12 protein-coding genes and 1 tRNA gene are annotated in these 16228 nt (G+C 63.0%); 6 read left to right on the top strand and 7 right to left on the bottom strand.

Features of this window, described 5'->3' with window-relative positions; all coding sequences use genetic code 11:
* Positions 1-3: 3 nt before the first annotated feature.
* Both ACW5IY_RS20675 and ACW5IY_RS20670 read right to left on the bottom strand, forming a co-directional pair.
* Complete coding sequence (locus ACW5IY_RS20675) at positions 4-942, bottom strand: ROK family protein (protein WP_049435776.1); 939 nt, start codon at positions 940-942, stop codon at positions 4-6.
* The gene (locus tag ACW5IY_RS20670) at positions 935-2089 is read right to left on the bottom strand and encodes an SIS domain-containing protein (protein ID WP_049435775.1); all 1155 of its coding nucleotides are present in this window, start codon (positions 2087-2089) and stop codon (positions 935-937) included. The genes ACW5IY_RS20675 and ACW5IY_RS20670 overlap by 8 nt, the downstream gene beginning before the upstream one ends.
* 321 nt (positions 2090-2410) lie before the next feature.
* Here ACW5IY_RS20670 and ACW5IY_RS20665 point away from each other — a divergent pair, with 321 nt between their 5' ends.
* The 5 genes from ACW5IY_RS20665 (at position 2411) to ACW5IY_RS20645 (ending at position 11335) form a co-directional block, all read left to right on the top strand.
* Positions 2411-5770 carry a TIM-barrel domain-containing protein gene (locus ACW5IY_RS20665; protein WP_457326857.1) on the top strand — a complete coding sequence of 1120 codons (3360 nt, stop codon included), beginning with the start codon at positions 2411-2413 and terminating at the stop codon, positions 5768-5770.
* A 133-nt stretch (positions 5771-5903) separates the two neighbouring features.
* Positions 5904-8879, top strand: a complete 2976-nt coding sequence (locus ACW5IY_RS20660) for a TonB-dependent receptor domain-containing protein (RefSeq protein WP_049435773.1) — start codon at positions 5904-5906, stop codon at positions 8877-8879.
* Between the two features lie 65 nt (positions 8880-8944).
* Complete coding sequence (locus ACW5IY_RS20655) at positions 8945-10300, top strand: Gfo/Idh/MocA family oxidoreductase (RefSeq protein ID WP_049435838.1); 1356 nt, start codon at positions 8945-8947, stop codon at positions 10298-10300.
* 157 nt (positions 10301-10457) lie between these two features.
* Positions 10458-10877: a hypothetical protein gene (locus tag ACW5IY_RS20650; RefSeq protein ID WP_049435772.1), complete on the top strand. Its 420-nt coding sequence runs from the start codon at positions 10458-10460 to the stop codon at positions 10875-10877.
* Positions 10874-11335, top strand: coding sequence for a hypothetical protein (locus tag ACW5IY_RS20645; protein ID WP_049435771.1), 462 nt, complete (start codon positions 10874-10876; stop codon positions 11333-11335). Before ACW5IY_RS20650 ends, ACW5IY_RS20645 begins: the two co-directional genes overlap by 4 nt.
* Before the next feature lie 51 nt (positions 11336-11386).
* Here ACW5IY_RS20645 and ACW5IY_RS20640 read toward each other — a convergent pair.
* Positions 11387-11463 (bottom strand) — tRNA-Arg (locus ACW5IY_RS20640).
* A 195-nt stretch (positions 11464-11658) separates the two neighbouring features.
* Between ACW5IY_RS20640 and fcl the strand changes: the two genes are divergently transcribed.
* On the top strand, positions 11659-12603 hold the full coding sequence (fcl, locus tag ACW5IY_RS20635; protein ID WP_049435770.1) for a GDP-L-fucose synthase: 945 nt from the start codon (positions 11659-11661) through the stop codon (positions 12601-12603).
* 37 nt (positions 12604-12640) lie between these two features.
* Here fcl and ACW5IY_RS20630 read toward each other — a convergent pair whose 3' ends face one another.
* From ACW5IY_RS20630 to ACW5IY_RS20615, 4 genes are all read right to left on the bottom strand, one after another.
* Positions 12641-13123 carry a GDP-mannose mannosyl hydrolase gene (locus ACW5IY_RS20630; protein WP_049435769.1) on the bottom strand — a complete coding sequence of 161 codons (483 nt, stop codon included), beginning with the start codon at positions 13121-13123 and terminating at the stop codon, positions 12641-12643.
* Entirely contained in the window at positions 13120-13812 is a 693-nt protein-coding gene (locus ACW5IY_RS20625; RefSeq protein ID WP_197638395.1) for a WecB/TagA/CpsF family glycosyltransferase, read from the bottom strand. Before ACW5IY_RS20625 ends, ACW5IY_RS20630 begins: the two co-directional genes overlap by 4 nt.
* 61 nt (positions 13813-13873) lie before the next feature.
* Positions 13874-15058, bottom strand: coding sequence for a glycosyltransferase family 4 protein (locus tag ACW5IY_RS20620; RefSeq protein ID WP_100049957.1), 1185 nt, complete (start codon positions 15056-15058; stop codon positions 13874-13876).
* Positions 15055-16227 carry a glycosyltransferase family 4 protein gene (locus tag ACW5IY_RS20615; RefSeq protein WP_100049958.1) on the bottom strand — a complete coding sequence of 391 codons (1173 nt, stop codon included), beginning with the start codon at positions 16225-16227 and terminating at the stop codon, positions 15055-15057. Before ACW5IY_RS20615 ends, ACW5IY_RS20620 begins: the two co-directional genes overlap by 4 nt.
* Between the last annotated feature and the right edge of the window lies 1 nt (position 16228).

The following is a 16228-nucleotide window of genomic DNA, read 5'->3' as shown; positions in this document are numbered from 1 at the left end:
CAATCAGGAAAACGAGGGTTGGCAGGCGAGCAGGGCGGCACCACGTGCGCCACCGGCATCACCGAAGCGCGGCGGCACGATCGGCGGAACCTGCACGCCGTTGAACAGATGTGCGGCGATGGCCGCCGGCAGCTGCTGGTACAGCGGCGCGTACTGCGACAGGCCACCGCCGAGCACGATCACGTGCGGGTCCAGCGCCAGCACCAGCGCGGCCAGGCTGTGGCCAAGCAGGTCGCGATGGATGTCCAGCGCCCTGCGCGCACGCACATCACCGGCTTCGGCCAGTGCGATCACTGCGCTGGCGTCGGTGGCGCTGCCACCGAGGTGACGCTCGATCATTGCCAGCCCGCTGCCGGACACGTAGCGCTCCACGCAGCCCTGCAGGCCGCAGGCGCAGTCGATGAGTGGCAGGCCGTGGCGCTGCAGCAGGTGGCCGGGCACGCTCCAGTGGCCCCATTCGCCGGCCAGGCCGTTGAAGCCGGACAGCAGGCGGCCCTGCAGGCAGAAGCCGCCACCGGCACCGGTGCCGAGGATGGCGCCGAACATGCTGGGGTAGCCGTCGGCGGCCCCGCCATGCGCTTCCGACAGGGCGAAGCACTGCAGGTCGTTGCCGAAGTGCAGGGGGCGTTGCAGGCGTGCCTGCAGATCCGCCGCCACGCTGTGGCCGGTCAGTGCAGGCACGTTCGCGCTGAGCTGGCGGCCGCTGCGACGATCACGCACACCGGGCAGGGCGATGCCGATGGCGGCATCACCGCGGCCCAGCGCGGCATCGGCCTCGGCGACCAGTGTCACCACCGCCTGCAGGAAGCCGTCGTAGTCGCCCTGCGGCGTGCTGACCCGGCGGCGCCAGGTGACCTGCGTCGCCGCATCGCACGCCACCAGCTCGATCTTGGTGCCGCCGATGTCGATGCCGTAGCAGGCATGGGCGATCAGCTCAGCCATGGTGGATGGTGACACCCTTGACGACGCGGTTGACGGTGCCGTCCGGGAACGGGTTGTCCGGGGTCAGGCCGAGTGCGGCCGAGCGCTGCAGCGCGAACAGCTGCGCGAAGCCCAGCCATACCGGCGCCAGCCACGGGTCGTCCAGGGCCGGCACGGTGAGGGTGTACTCGTCATCGGCACCGATGTCCGAATGCGGGCCGATCGCCAGTACCTGGCCGGCCACGCCATCGCGGCGCAGTTCTTCCAGCAGGTCCTGTTCGTAGCGGCGCGCCAGCGGCTGCACGCTGCGCAGCACCACCACCAGGGTGTTGCCATCCAGCGTCGACTTCGGGCCATGGCGGAAGCCCAGTGGTGTGTTGGCCAACGCCAGCACGCGGCCGGCGGTCAGCTCCAGCACCTTCAGCGCGGCTTCGCGTGCGAGTGCTTCCAGCGGGCCGCTGCCAAGGTAGATCACCCGGTTGAACGGGCGCTGCGCCAGCGCGGCTACCGGTGCGTCCCACTGCGCCTGGCCTTCGCGGGCGAGACCGGCAATCTGCTTCAGGCGCGCCACGCGCGCATCCCACGGCGAACGATCGAACACGGTCAGTGCGGCCAGCAGCATGCAGGTCAGGCTGCTGGTCATGGCGAAGGCGCGATCGCAGCTGGCCGACGGCATCAGCAGCGTGCAGGTATCGGCACGGCCGGCACCACGACGGGCGAGTTCGCCATCGGCGTTGCAGGTGATGTCGAGGAAGCGTGCCTCATCCACATCGGCGCGCACGCGGTCCACCGCGGCCACGCTTTCCGGACTGGAACCACTGCGGCCAAACGAGACCAGCAGGGTGGGGCGGTCGCGCTGCAGGTACAGCGCCGGATGGGTCAGCAGGCTGGTGGTGTGCACCACGCGCACCTCGGCCGGCCACTGCGCGTTGATCGCGTCGGCCACCATCTCGGCGATGAAGCCGGAGCTGCCGGCGCCGGTGAACAGCACGCGCTGGTTGGGATCGTTGAGGCTGTCGCCGAGGAAGGCCTGCAGGCGGTCGCGGGCACGCGACAGGTCCTGTGCGAGGGCTTCCCACAACGCGGGCTGCTGGGCGATTTCGGTAGCGGTATCGGCTCCGCCAAGGCGCTGCCAGGCGGACACATCGGAAAGCAGGGTGACGTCCATTCGGAGGTTCCAGTTGGGCCAGCGCACCATCAGCGTTTTCTTTCGAAATGTCAAATAGCGAAAGTAAAAAGAAAGAAAATGGGTGGATGACTTTCCAGTCGCGACGTGCATGGAAAAACGAAAGGATCGACGAAATGCCGTATCGCACAATGCTTAACAGGCGACTGCAAGCGCTTACACAAAGTATTGCAATGCACCAACTTTCGTTTCAATGGAATATATCTTCCTTTTTCCTTTCAATTTGTTGACATCTTTCGAATCGCTGCCCTAGAGTCGGCCCAACCGCTTTCGAAACGCCCGGTGAACGGGTTGGGAGTCCGTGTGGAAATCTGCGTTCGTCGCTCGCCGCTGATGCTGGCCCTGTTGCCGGCATTGATGTTGGCGTCCATGCCGGCCCAGGCCGAGCCGGTGGGCAACCTGCGTTCGGTTGCCGCCAGCGCCAGCCGCGACGGCGTGCAGGGCTGGGACCTGCAGACCGACAAGGGCGCGCGCCTCCGCATCGAACTGCCGGCCACCGACATCATCCGCGTGCAGGCCGGCCGCAACGGCACGCTGACCGGCGCCGGCGACAAGGCCGCGCCGATCGTACTGCCGCAGCCCAAGGCCAACGTGCAGGCGAAGCTGGAAGAAGACGCGCAGGAAATCCGCGTGCGGACCGAGTCCCTGGTGCTGCATGTACAGCGGCAGCCGCTGCGCATGCGCCTGGAACGGCTGGACAACGGCCAGCCCACCGCGCTGTGGCAGGAACTGCAGCCGCTGGACCTGGATGCCACGCAGAGCGTGCAGGTGCTGTCCTCGCAGGCCGATGAGGGCTACTTCGGTGGCGGCCAGCAGAACGGCCGCTACCAGTTCAAGGGCCGCGAGCTGGAGGTGTCCTATTCCGGCGGCTGGGAAGAGGGCGACCGCCCCAGCCCTGCACCGATGCTGCTGAGCAGCCGTGGCTGGGGCATGCTGCGCAATACCTGGAGCGATGGCAGCTACGATCTGCGCCAGAGCGACCAGTCCACGCTGCTGCATCGCGAAGACCGCTTCGATGCCTATTACTTCGTCGGCGCCGACCTGCCGAAACTGATCGAGCGCTACACCCAGCTGACTGGCCGCCCGAACATGGTCGCGCGCTGGGCGCTGTCCTACGGCGACGCCGATTGCTACAACGATGGCGACAACAGCAAGAAGCCCGGCACCGTGCCCGAAGGCTGGAGCGACGGCCCGACCGGCACCACCCCCGATGTGATCGACAGCGTGGCCAAGCAGTACCGCGCCCACGACATGCCCGGTGGCTGGATCCTGCCCAACGACGGTTACGGCTGCGGTTACAAGCAGTTGCCGGAAACCGTGAAGGGGCTGGCCGGCTACGGTTTCCACACCGGCCTGTGGACCGAGAACGGCGTCGACAAGATCGCCTGGGAAGTGGGCAAGGCCGGCAGTCGCGTGCAGAAGCTGGACGTGGCCTGGACCGGCAAGGGTTACCAGTTCGCGATGGATGCCAACCGCCAGGCCTTCAACGGCATCCTCGACAATTCCGATTCGCGCCCGTTCCTGTGGACGGTGATGGGCTGGGCCGGCATCCAGCGCTACGCCGTCGCGTGGACCGGCGACCAGAGCAGCAGCTGGGATTACATCCGCTGGCACGTGCCGACCCTGGTCGGGTCGGGCCTGTCCGGCATGGCCTACGCCAGCGGCGACGTCGATGCGATCTTCGGCGGCAGCGCCGAGACTTTCACCCGCGACCTGCAATGGAAGGCGTTCACCCCGGTGCTGATGGGCATGAGCGGCTGGTCGTCGAACGCACGCAAGCATCCGTGGTGGTACGACGAGCCCTACCGCAGCATCAACCGCGATTACCTGAAGTTGAAGATGCGCCTGACCCCGTACATGTACGGCCTGGTGCACGAGGCCGCGCAGACCGGCGCGCCGCCGGTGCGTGGCCTGATGTGGGACAACCCGCGCGATCCGCATGCGCAGGATGAAACCTACAAGTACCAGTTCCTGCTCGGCCGCGATCTGCTGGTGGCGCCGGTGTACCGCAGCCAGGCCGCCAGCCGTGGCTGGCGCCGCGAAATTCACCTGCCGGCCGGCGGCTGGATCGACTACTGGGATGGCCGCCGCGTGCAGGCTGGCGCCGACGGCCGCCAGCTCGACCGCCAGGTGGATCTGGCCACGCTGCCGGTATTCGTGCGTGCCGGTGCGATCCTGCCGATGTACCCGTCGATGCTGTTCGACGGCGAGAAGCCGCTGGATGAAGTGACGTTCGACCTGTATCCGCAGGGCGAGTCGCAGTACACGCTGTACGAAGACGATGGCAACACGCGCCGCTACCAGCAGGGCGAGTCGAGCACGCAGGTGATCCGCGTGCAGGCGCCGGCGCAGGGCAGTGGCCCGGTGCAGGTACAGATCGATCCGGTGCAGGGCCAGTACAACGGCCAGCTGCCGCAGCGCCGCTACGGCCTGCGCGTGCTCAGCCGCCAGGCGCCGCGTGCGGTGCAGGCCGCTGGCCGCGCGCTGCCGGCGCTGGCTGATGCCGCTGCGTTCAACGCTGCTGCTGAAGGATGGTACTTCGATGCCGCCGAACGCCGCGGCACGCTGCATGTGCGCACCGCCACCCAGGACATCCGCCAGCCGCTGCAGCTACAGCTGGACTTCGCGGTGGCTGCGGCGGTCGCCGACGATACCTATCCGGCCGCACCCGTACTCGGCCGCGAACTGCCGGCCGACAGCCTGCTGGTGGTCAACCGCCCGGCCGAAGAGCCTGGCCATGCGCTGGAAAATGCCTTCGACGACGATCCGGCTACCTGGTTCCGCAGTGTGCGCAACCAGGCCGTGCGCACCGGTGCCCACGAATGGGTGGTGGGCTTCGGCGAGCGGAAGATGATCGATGGCATCGACATCGCGCCACGCAACGACAAGAACTGGAAGCACGGCCAGGTACGCGACTACGAGGTCTACCTGGGCGACAGCAATGGCGAGTGGGGCGAGCCGATCGCCCGTGGCCGCCTGCAGCTGAAGGAAGGCGTGCAGCGCATCGACTTCCCGGCCCACGCCGGCCGCCTGCTGCGCTTCCGCGTGCTGAGCGTGCAGAACCCCGAAGGCGACGGTGCCAGCAGCACCGACCCGATGGTCACCGCCGCACAGGGCAGTGCCCGCGCCTTTGATGCGCTCCAGCCGCGCGACGTCGGCCCGATCGCACTGTCCACCTTCCACATTCTCGAACACCAGGAACCGGAGCGACCGGCCCGGCAGCGCTATCTCTCCGAGCTGCCGGTGCCGGCCGCGCTGGCCAGCCAGGTGCGCGCCGACCAGTCGTTCCGTGGCGATGCCGGCATGCGCATGAACGGCCTGCAGTTCCGCCGTGGCCTGGGCGTCGGCGCCAACAGCCGCATCGACCTGCGCCTGCAGGGCGGCTGGCACCTGCTGCGTGCCGACCTCGGCATCGACGACGCCTGCCGCAACGCCGTTGGCCTGCAGTTCCAGGTCTGGGGTGACAACCGCCTGCTGTACGACAGCGGCCTGGTGAAGGCACCCGGCGTGGTCAAGCCGGAGCTGGACATCCGTGGCCTTTCCAGCCTGAGCCTGCGCACGCTGGGTGCGCAGGGCAGCCAACCCGCCCAGGTCTGTGCCAACTGGGCCAACGCCGTGCTGATCGGCCAGGAGGGCGACTCCGCCAGCATCGTCGCCCCATGACCCCCTCGTAACACCGCTCCTCCCCCCGCCCATTCCGACTACGGCCCTCATGGCCGTGGCCCGGGAGCGTTTTGCCCGCCGAACGCCCACGCGCTCACCATTCGCGCCGCACCCCTGCCAGGAGAGAACCCCGATGTTGCCCGCCCGCCACCACCGCCCCCCCTGTCGTTCGATCGCTCCGCTGTCGCTGGCCATTGCCGGCGTGCTGCTGTCGGTCGCCGTTCCTGCCTTCGCCCAGGAGAGCAAGGACAAGGCCACCGACCTGGCCCGCATCGAGGTCACCGGCTCCAACATCCGCCGCACCGACGTGGAAACCGCGTCGCCGGTGCAGGTGATCAGCAAGCAGGACATCCAGAACATGGGTGCGCGCACGCTGCTGCAGGTGCTCGACAACCTGCCGGCCGCACGCCCGGCGCAGCAGGATGCGCGCTCGCTGTTCACCGGTTCCGACGGTGCTTCGCAGGCCAACCTGCGCGGGCTGGGCGCGCAGGGCACGCTGGTGCTGCTGAACGGTCGTCGCCTGTCGTACTACGGTGCACCGGCCGGCTTCCAGACCCAGTTCGTCAACATCGACGCGATTCCGGCTGCGGCCATCGAGCGCATGGAAGTGCTGACCGACGGCGCCTCGGCGGTGTACGGCACCGACGCGGTGGCCGGCGTGATCAACGTGATCACCAAGCGCAACTTCCAGGGTGCCGAGGTCAGCTTCACCAACGACACCTCCTCGCGCATCGACTCCTACGGCGAGCGCCAGGCCAGCATCACCGCCGGCTTCGGTGACCTGGCCGAGAACCGCTTCAACATCTACGGCGCGGTGAACATGTACCGGCGCGACGCGATTCCGTTGAGCGATTTCTACGACAAGCGGCCCGACCAGTACTACGTCAACAATCCGAACTACCTCAACAACCTGCGCCTGGGCGTGGGCAGCAAGCCGGGTGAATTCAATCCGGGCACTTACTTCGCCTTCGATCCGGTGACCGGCCGCCGCGTGCAGGAAGCTGCGCCCGGCTGCAAGAACGTGCTGACCAGTGAAGCGGCCGGCCCGCGTTGCGTCTGGGAAACCTGGATGAACAACGAGATCGATGCCGGCGCCAAGTCCGAGCGCAATACCGCCTACCTCAACGGCACCTTCCTGGTGGGTGACAGCACCGAGATCTTCGCCGAGGCGACCTACACCGACATCGACCTGCGCGCCAACGGCGGCACGCCGCGCACCTACGGCACCACCACCGGCAACCCGACCAGCTGGTTCTCGCGCAACACCGGCAACACCGTCAACCAGTTCCTGTACCCGTTCCTGGGCCCGAACAACGAGTACAACCACGCCAGCCCGCAGATGAAGGCAATGATGGGCGGCGTGGTCGGCCTGAACTACCTGCTGCAGGATGCCGGCCCGAACTACTTCGGCCAGCGCAATACCGACAAGAGCTACCGCGTGCTGGCCGGTGCGCGTGGCAACCGGGGTGACTGGAACTGGGAGACCGCCTTCGCCAGCGCCGGTACCCACTCCACCACGTACCAGACGATCAACGTCAACATCAAGGGCTTCGAGAAGGCGTTCGGCCCGTACTCGGTCGATCCGACCACCGGCCGCGTGATCATCTCTGACCACCCGGCATACAAGTTCGGTGAGATCAGCGAAGCCAACGCTGCGTTGATCCGTGAAGCGTTCCCGACCTTCGACATCCAGTCGTGGACCCGCCTGCACACCCTGGACGGCAAGATCGAAGGCCCGCTGTTCCAGCTGCCCGCCGGTGAAATGCGCGCCGCGTTCGGCTTCAACGCCAGCCGCGAGACCTTCTACACCCCGGGCAACGCCGATGCGGCCAACGGCCTGATCTCCCAGCAGGGCGGCTCCTGGTTCGACGGCAAGCGCAACACCTATGCGCTGTTCGCCGAGACCGTGGCACCGATCACCGACAAGCTGGAACTAGATGCGGCGGTGCGCGTGGACAAGTACCCGAACTTCAGCGCCAACGTCGCGCCGAAGATCGGCTTCAAGTACCAGGCGTTCGACCAGCTGATGCTGCGTGGCACCTACTCCACCGGTTTCCGTGCACCGAGCCTGGCCGAATCCGGTAACGGCGGCGTGTTCGCGCAGCTGGGTGGCTACCGCGACGAGCTGCGCTGCAACGAGACCAACGCCATCGCCAACCTGCTGCTGCGCTCGCAGCGTCCGGGCGATGTCGACCTGGGCAAGAACCTGCTGAACGTCGATTGCAGCCGCACTGTGGCCCGCATGACCCAGCCGAACAAGAACCTGAAGCCGGAGAAGGCGAAGATCGCCACCCTCGGCTTCGTCTACGAGCCGGCGACCTGGCTGTCGGTGTCGGCCGACTACTGGTTCATCTATCGCGACAATGAAATCGTCGCGCCGGACTACCGCCGCATGGAAGACATCATCTCCTCGTCGCGCTCGCCGATCACCGACAGTGACCGCGCCAACCTGGCACAGCTGGCGGCGATGTGTGCCGACCCGGCCAGTGGCGTGAGCTGCCCGTCGGTGCTGCCGGGCTACTCTGCCGGCAACGTGGCCAGCGTGGTGGGCCAGTACAAGAACCGTGGCAAGACCCTGATCGACGGCTTCGACATCGATGCGCGCAGCCGCTTCTCGCTGGGTGACTGGGGCAACCTGAACATCGGCCTGGCTGCCACCATCGCCAACCGCAACCGCTTCTACATGGATGAAGCCAACGGCTGGTACTACGGCGACGTGGTGGGCTACTACAACAACCCGCGCCTGCGTGCCACGCTCAATGCCGACTGGACCTACAAGCAGGTCACCACCAGCATGTTCGTCAACTACGTGGGCGGCACCAAGTGGGCCACCGACCAGGTTGATGAGGTGAGCAACAACAAGGAAACCTGCACCGGCGGCTACCTGGCCCTGCAGAAGAGCAAGTGCGACGGTGCGCCGTCGTGGTGGACCGCCAACATGAGTGTCACCTGGCGCCCGGATGATGCGTGGAACCTGAGCTTCACCGTCAAGAACCTGTTCGATCGCCTGCCGTTCTACGATCCGAACAGCTTCCTGGGTGACTCCAGTGACTACGCAACCATCTTTGGTCGTGGTTACAGTGTGACCATCGGCTACCGGTTCAAGTAATTCCGTTTGCGTGACCTGGCGTGCCGGCTGCGGCCGGCACGCTGCCAAGAGGAGAGATGTTTGCCATGAAGCGTAGGGAATTCATCGCGGCCAGTGCCGCTGTCGCCGCCAGCAGCCTGCTGCCGCAGACCCCGGCATGGGCACGCGGGCGCAAGGTGCGCCTGGCCATGATCGGTACCGGCATGCGTGGCCTGGTGCTGCTGAAGGAACTGGTGCGCCGCGACGACGTCGAGGTGGTCGCCGTCTGCGATATCGAGCCGATCATGCTCGGCCGCGCCGTGGAGATGGTGACCAAGGCCGGCAAGCCGGCCCCGAAGACCTACGGCCAGGATCGCGACACCAATGCCTGGAAGCGCCTGCTGGATCAGAAGGGCATCGATGGCGTGATCATCGCCACGCCGTGGGAATACCACGCGCCGATGGCGATTGCCGCGATGCAGGCCGGCGTGGCCGTGGGCTGTGAAGTGGTGGCCGGCATCACCCTGCAGGACCACTGGGACGTGCTGAAGACGCAGCTGTCCACCGGCACTCCGTACATGCTGCTGGAAAACGTCTGCTACCGCCGCGATGTGATGGCCGCCCTGCAGATGGTCCGGCATGGCCTGTTCGGCGAACTGGTACACCTGCAGGCCGGCTACCAGCACGACCTGCGTGGCGTGAAGTTCAATTCCGGCGACCCGAACCAGCCCTACGACAGCGGCGTGGAATTCGGGCCCAAGGGCTGGAGCGAAGCCCGCTGGCGCACCGAGCATTCGGTGGAGCGCAACGGCGAGCTGTACCCCAGCCACGGCATCGGCCCGTGCGCGATGTACACCGGCATCAACCGTGGCAACCGCTTCACCCACATCAACGCGTTCGCGACCAAGGCACGTGGCCTGCACGAATACACCGTGGCCAAGAGTGGTGGCACCACCCACCCCAGCACCAAGGTGAAGTTCAAGCTCGGCGATATCGTCACCACGACGCTGGCCTGCGAGAACGGCGAGACCATCCTGCTGCAGCACGACACCTCGCTACCGCGCCCGTACTCGATGGGCTTCCGCGTACAGGGCACCAAGGGTCTGTGGATGGACGTGAACCATTCGATCCACATCGAAGGCCGCAGCCCGCCGCACCAGTGGGAAGAGTTCAAGAAGTACCAGGACGAATACGAGCATCCGCTGTGGAAGCAGAATGCCGACACCGCCGCCAGCGCCGGCCACGGTGGCATGGACTGGTTCGTCATCCACGCGTTTGTGGAAGCGCTGAAGGCCAAGGCGCCGATGCCGATCGACATCTACGACGCGGTGACCTGGAGTGCGATCACGCCGCTGAGCGAGCAGTCGATCGCCAATAGTTTCCAGACGCTGGAGTTCCCGGACTTCACTGCCGGCGCGTGGAAGCAGCGCAAGCCGATCTTTGCGTTCGATGGTAAGTACTAATCTGCTTTTTGTAGAGTCAAGCCATGCTCGACTGATCTGAAAGCAACACCGGGCACTGCCCGGCGTTGCTGTTTGTGGCGCCCCCCCCTGCCAAGCGCATGCTAGGCTCGGCTTCGTGCCCGACAGTTGATGTCAATCGACAGAGAGGAGCTGCCTGATGCGCCTGCTGACCTTCACCTGTCCACTTTGCGGCGCAGCAGGGCAGCGGTTTCCACGGCGTTCCGCATGGAAACGCCAAGCGAGGGTGGCTTGCCGTGGGTGTGGCGTGGTGCTGCGCTCGGATCCCCGCTTGGGTCTGCACACGCTCTACCTGCTGTATACGCAGGTCATCGTAATGCTGGCTGCGTTGCCCATGATCTGGGCCTATGCCTCGGGCCGTTGGCTCTGGCTGGCTGCGATCTGGGCCGTGGTGTTCGCGTTGTCCTGGTTCCCCGGCGTGATCAGGCACGCACGAAGCCCGATCGTGCGCGCCTGGCGCGATCCCGATTACAGCTATGCGCGCAGGCCGGGCGCTACCGCTGCGTGCGCCGCTGCAGACCCTGGGCGGGGTAGCGATGTGCCAGGTGCCAGCCCATGATCCGGCCGAACATTCTGCTCCTGACCGCAAGCGTGGCCGCGTGTGCATCGCACCCGGCCGATGCGGTGCAGTGTCCCGAGGCCACGATCACCTACATCGGCAGTGAAACCGTGGATGCCGTGGTCCTTGGCAGGTTCCAGATCGCTACGGAGGGATCGCAGGCACTACGGCTGCCACTGGCCAGCGTGGATCGGCAGGCGCATGCACACGCGGTATCGACCGATATCCGCGACGAACACGGCCTGGCCTGGCGTCCCTTCAGTGTTGTTCTGGAAGAGCTCAAGCCGCCGGCTGCGGACCTGGTGGTTACACGTGGTGAGATTGAAACCTTCCTGTACGACGGCAAGGGCGCCTTCCTGCCCGGTGCCGTGCAGAAAGGGCAGACGCTTTCCATCGTCGTGCGCGATCTTCAAGGTTGCGCACATCGCTCGAAGCCGTTCGCTCCTGAACCGCGTTGACGTGGAAGCGCAAGCGAGAGGCCCGGAGTGACGGGTACGAGCAGGGGAAGATGGCGCGCCCGGAGGGATTCGAACCCCCGACCAATGGCTTCGGAAGCCACTACTCTATCCGGCTGAGCTACGGGCGCGTTGTATACCGCCTCGCCCTCGGAACCTGCCGGGACGGGCATCAAGACACCCGGAAGGGGCCGTGAGGAGGGCATTCTATCTGGTTTCCCCGGATAAATCTCAACCCACCCGTCATCAAGGCCGGCCTGACCCGAATGGGGTTGAGGCCGTCTGCTAAAATTTGACCCCTGACTCAGCAGTTGAACGGAAAGGGCATGGACAAGCACGATAAGATTTTTGTCGCAGGACACCGGGGGCTGGTCGGTGGTGCTGTGGTACGCCGTTTGCAGGCGTTGGGATATGACAACCTCTTGCTGGCAGGGCGCGAGCGCGTCGATCTCAGGGATCGCGCGTCGGTCGAAGCGCTCTTTGAGGCCGAGAAGCCGGCCATCGTCATCTTGGCTGCGGCCAAAGTAGGCGGCATCCATGCAAACGATGCGTACCCTGCCGAATTCTTGTTTGAGAACCTGCAGATCCAGAACAACGTGATCGACGCGGCATACCGCCATGGCGCCAAGAAGCTGACTTTCCTGGGTTCGTCGTGCATCTACCCCAAGTTCGCCGAGCAGCCCATCCGTGAGGACTCGTTGCTGACGGGGGGGCTGGAGCCTACGAACGAATGGTATGCGATTGCAAAGATTGCCGGCATCAAGATGTGCCAGGCGTATCGCAAGCAGTATGGGTTCAATGCAATCAGTCTGATGCCGACCAATCTTTATGGGCCGGGCGACAACTTTGATCTGCAGAACTCGCATGTGCTCCCGGCACTGCTGCGAAAGTTCCATGAAGCTGCCGAACGCAATGACAGCGAGGTTGTCATGTGGGGTACGGGAACACCCCGCCGCGAGTTCCTCCATGTCGACGACATGGCCGCTGCAACGGTCTATCTGACTGAGACCTACGAAGGCTCGGACATCGTCAATGTTGGTGTCGGTGATGACATCAGCATTCGCGAGCTTGCAGAGCTGGTGAAGGACATCACAGGTTTCAAGGGCGAGATCCGCAATGACACCAGCAAGCCGGATGGCACCCCGCGCAAACTGCTGGATGTCTCACGGTTGAATGGACTGGGCTGGAAGGCCTCGATCGAGCTTCGGGAAGGCGTCGAGCAGACGTATCGCTGGTTCCTCGACAATCAAGGCCGCCTGCGCGCCGCTTGAGATCGTAGACGAAAGGGCCAGCGTTCGCTGGCCCTTCTCATTTGCGAGCGTATGCTTGGGTATTGGGGTGGATCGAGGCATCGGACAGAGCCTCATCTGCCGTTACCCAGCGGTACTCTGTGTGCTGCTCCTCCGGCAGAGCCATTCTCGTCGGATCCACGCTGATGGAGTACGCCAACACTACGTAGTGCGTGCCTGCATCCGATGCGCCGGTAAAGTCTTCGGCGTAGAAGTGCTCATACGCTCCAACGAAGGTGGCTTCGCTGATATCCAGCGATTGCCCGAGCTCAGCCTCAGTCAGCCTGCGGAAGGCCTGGTTGAAGTTCTCGCCTTTGCGGATGCGACCACCCGGAGCAAACCAGAATCCGCGTGCAGGGTCATTGGTACGCAACCCCACAAGCATACGTTGCCGCTGATCCATGATCAGAAGATCGATCGACACGAGAGGCGTGTCCCGAACCACGGCCTTGAAGTCAGCTGCATTCAAGTGACGTGGTGGAAGCTCGGTCAAATGGGTCATTTCGACTGCGCCGTCATAAGCTGGCGCGCAGCGTGCCAAATGAAGAGGGTGTTGGTGACGAAGTAGCGCTTCCAGAGCCGACGAGGCTCGCTCGCAAGCCTGTGCAGCCATTCGAGGCCATTGTTCTGCATCCAGAGCGGGGCCCGGGAGATAACACCCGCATGGTAGTCGAATGCCGCCCCGACACCGATCATCACGCCATTGATGCGGCCACGGTGCGCCGCCATCCACTTCTCCTGCTTCGGACAGCCGAGGCTGACCCAGATTGTTCCGGCACCAGAGGCGTTGATGTCGCGCACGATGGCAGCATCCTCGTCCTCGCTGAGGGCGCGGAAGGGCGGTGAGTGGGAACCGGCAATGACCAGGCCAGGGAATCGCTTGGGCAGCTGGTCGCGAAGAATGCCCAAGGTCGTCTCAGCACCGCCATAGAGGTAGATGGATTCGCCACGCTTGGCGGCGGCCTCGCAGTACTTGAGCATCAGGTCGGGGCCATTGATGCGTTCCTGGCCGGAAGCCCCCAGGCGCCTCATCAACCAAGCGACTGGGGCGCCATCGGGTGTGGCCATATCGGCAGAGTTCACGGCTGCTGCGAACTCCCCGTCCTGACGTGCGGTTACGACGGAGTGGGCGTTGCAGATGCAGACCACGCGGCTTTCATGCTCGGACGCCCATGACTCGATGCGCTTCACTGCACAGGTCCAATCGAGGACGTCGATCGGAGAGCCCACGACCATTTTTAACTGTCTAGCGCTAGGATTCATTATTATCAGCCGCGTTCTCATTGATTGCCTGCTGGTATATTTCTTTCAGCATTGATTCGTTATGGTGCGGAGTATAGAGGTTCTCATATCGGGATCTTGCCTCTCTGCCCATGCGGACGAGCTCATCTGGATTGGCTTTTGCCCAAGCAATCTTCTCCGCAAGATCATCACTGTCGCCGGGCTCAAAGAAAATTCCTGTCACGCCCTCAATCACAATGTCGCGAAATGCACCCACACGACTCGCAATAACGGGTAGGCCGCATGCATATGCCTCTATTATGACGAGGCCGAAGGTTTCATGGCATTGGCTAGGGACAATAAGAGCCGCTGCGCGGCGCATCATGTCCTCGACACCCTGTGGAGATAGGGCGCCCACAGTGGTCAGCCCCGAGGATGCACATGAGGGGGCTTCTGGTCCCTCTCCGACAATTGTAAATTCACTCTTATGAGTGGCTTCGCAGGATACAAGCTTCTTGGCCGCAGCTAGAAGTGTATGGATGCCCTTTTCAGGGGAAAGTCTGCCGACAAATAGAAATCCACTTCGTGAACGTTCTGGCGAGAGAGGGATATCGACGAAATGGGGTTTTGTTGTAATTTTGTTCCCAGAGATTCCCGCTGCAACGAAGTGCTCGCGACCTGTTTCACTGGGTATGATGAATCGATCAACGAATCTCGCCCATGTGCCGATGCGCCTGTGCATCGATATCATGCTGCAGAGGACGAAAGTGCCAAGCAGTGATCCTTGAAAAACGCGGTGGCGCAATGCCCACCACGGGCCATTATATATACTTTTGGTTGACAGTTTTCCCGCGTGCTCCAGAGTGGAAGTGGGGCAAATAATCCTGTAGTTGTGCAGCGTCAGTACTACCGGCTTGCGCATTGAACGGCATGCATAGAACACTGACGGGGAAAGTATCGGGAAAAAATTGTGCACATGAACGACATCCGGATTGAACTCGGATATCATCCTTCGCAATTTTCTGTAGGAAGAAATGGAGAATAATGTGCCTATGGCTGTCTTTATCTTTCCCGCAGCGCCAGATATCGAGTCGTTCGCGGCGATGTATATCTCGACTTCATGCCCGGATTTCCTGAGCAGGTTGAGCTCGCGTTCAACGACTACGTCTTCTCCACCACGCTTTCTGTAGGAGTTGTGAAGAACTAGGATCTTCATTTCTGACTTCGTAGTGGTGCTGAATTTAGACAGCTGATGATGCCGTCCGCGAAGTTGGCTGCCATGTTCTCAACCGTGTAATGAAGGGCGCTCTTCTTGCATCCATTCACCAGGTGATTGCGATATTTCGCATCCTGAAGCACGCTTACTGCTTCACGGACGAAGGAATGGATGTCATCATTAGTCATGACTCCATTTTCTCCGTTTGCTAGATAGGAAATCTCAGGGCTGTGAATTCCGCAGTCAGTTGTTATCATCGGAGTCTGGCAGACGAAAGAATCTAATATTCCCAGGCCGACGAGACCGGGATTGAGCAACACCTTAGATTCAGCAAGTATCAAGGCTTTATTCTGGTCATCGACTGGTCCAACATAGCGAACCCAAGGATTGCGCCCGACAAAACTTTCGACTATCTCTTTGTCTGGACCCGCTCCTGCAACAATCAGTCTAAACTCAGGAATTATGTCTTTGATTCTTACGGCAGCTTCAAAGAGGAATTCCAGTCGTTTCTCTTTATAGAGCGATCCGATGTAGGCAGCGGTGGGTGCCTCACATGCCATCTCAGTTGAGATAGCATTGTTAAGCTTTGCATCCAAAGCAGCCGTGTACTCCGTCGCTAGCGCGAGCGAGTCGATGGAATTCTCAACTATACTGATTCGATCAGCAGGGTAGCCGGTGGACAGGATAAGGCCTCGGCTCATCTCTGTGTATCCAAACCACCAATCGGCGCGCAAGGCGGTGCGTCGTTTGAAGATCTCTCGTATGGAATTCTTGCTCCCCTGGAGATTAGCGCCATGCCCCCACAGGCCTACTCTCAGGTTGCTCATCGCATACTGTGCCCATAGATTTGCAATGAGCTTGTTCTCATGAGTGAGAATTACCAGATCAGCGTTCTTTGCCTGGGGCACAAACCACTGGAGGCAAAGTCGATCAGAGAGAAAATACTTGCACGGTACCTTTATTCCCCACGGAAGATCGGCGCCATCATCCTTGCTGGCTTCTCTGCGAGTGGGATTTCCGTAAACGAGAGTTAGCTTGATGTCACGAACAGCTAACGCTCTACGCAGCTCCTCAAAGAAGGGTACGCGATAGTGCGTTAGCCGTCTCTGTACAATAACGACGTGCTTTGCATTGTTGTCCGCGCTGGGCATGCCAAAATTCCTTTTCATG

The organism is Stenotrophomonas sp. C-A (assembly GCF_054030835.1).
Note: the sequence above shows the minus strand (reverse complement) of the source record. Positions and strands in the feature narration are given on the sequence as shown.

Excerpts from the sequence above, each read along its gene's own strand:
- ACW5IY_RS20675 (WP_049435776.1), bottom strand. The coding sequence starts at position 942 with ATGGCTGAGCTGATCGCCCATGCCTGCTACGGCATCGACATCGGCGGC.
- ACW5IY_RS20670 (WP_049435775.1), bottom strand. The coding sequence starts at position 2,089 with ATGGACGTCACCCTGCTTTCCGATGTGTCCGCCTGGCAGCGCCTTGGC.
- ACW5IY_RS20660 (WP_049435773.1), top strand. The coding sequence starts at position 5,904 with ATGTTGCCCGCCCGCCACCACCGCCCCCCCTGTCGTTCGATCGCTCCG.
- ACW5IY_RS20655 (WP_049435838.1), top strand. The coding sequence starts at position 8,945 with ATGAAGCGTAGGGAATTCATCGCGGCCAGTGCCGCTGTCGCCGCCAGC.
- ACW5IY_RS20650 (WP_049435772.1), top strand. The coding sequence starts at position 10,458 with ATGCGCCTGCTGACCTTCACCTGTCCACTTTGCGGCGCAGCAGGGCAG.
- ACW5IY_RS20645 (WP_049435771.1), top strand. The coding sequence starts at position 10,874 with ATGATCCGGCCGAACATTCTGCTCCTGACCGCAAGCGTGGCCGCGTGT.
- fcl (WP_049435770.1), top strand. The coding sequence starts at position 11,659 with ATGGACAAGCACGATAAGATTTTTGTCGCAGGACACCGGGGGCTGGTC.
- ACW5IY_RS20630 (WP_049435769.1), bottom strand. The coding sequence starts at position 13,123 with ATGACCCATTTGACCGAGCTTCCACCACGTCACTTGAATGCAGCTGAC.
- ACW5IY_RS20620 (WP_100049957.1), bottom strand. The coding sequence starts at position 15,058 with ATGAAGATCCTAGTTCTTCACAACTCCTACAGAAAGCGTGGTGGAGAA.
- ACW5IY_RS20615 (WP_100049958.1), bottom strand. The coding sequence starts at position 16,227 with ATGAAAAGGAATTTTGGCATGCCCAGCGCGGACAACAATGCAAAGCAC.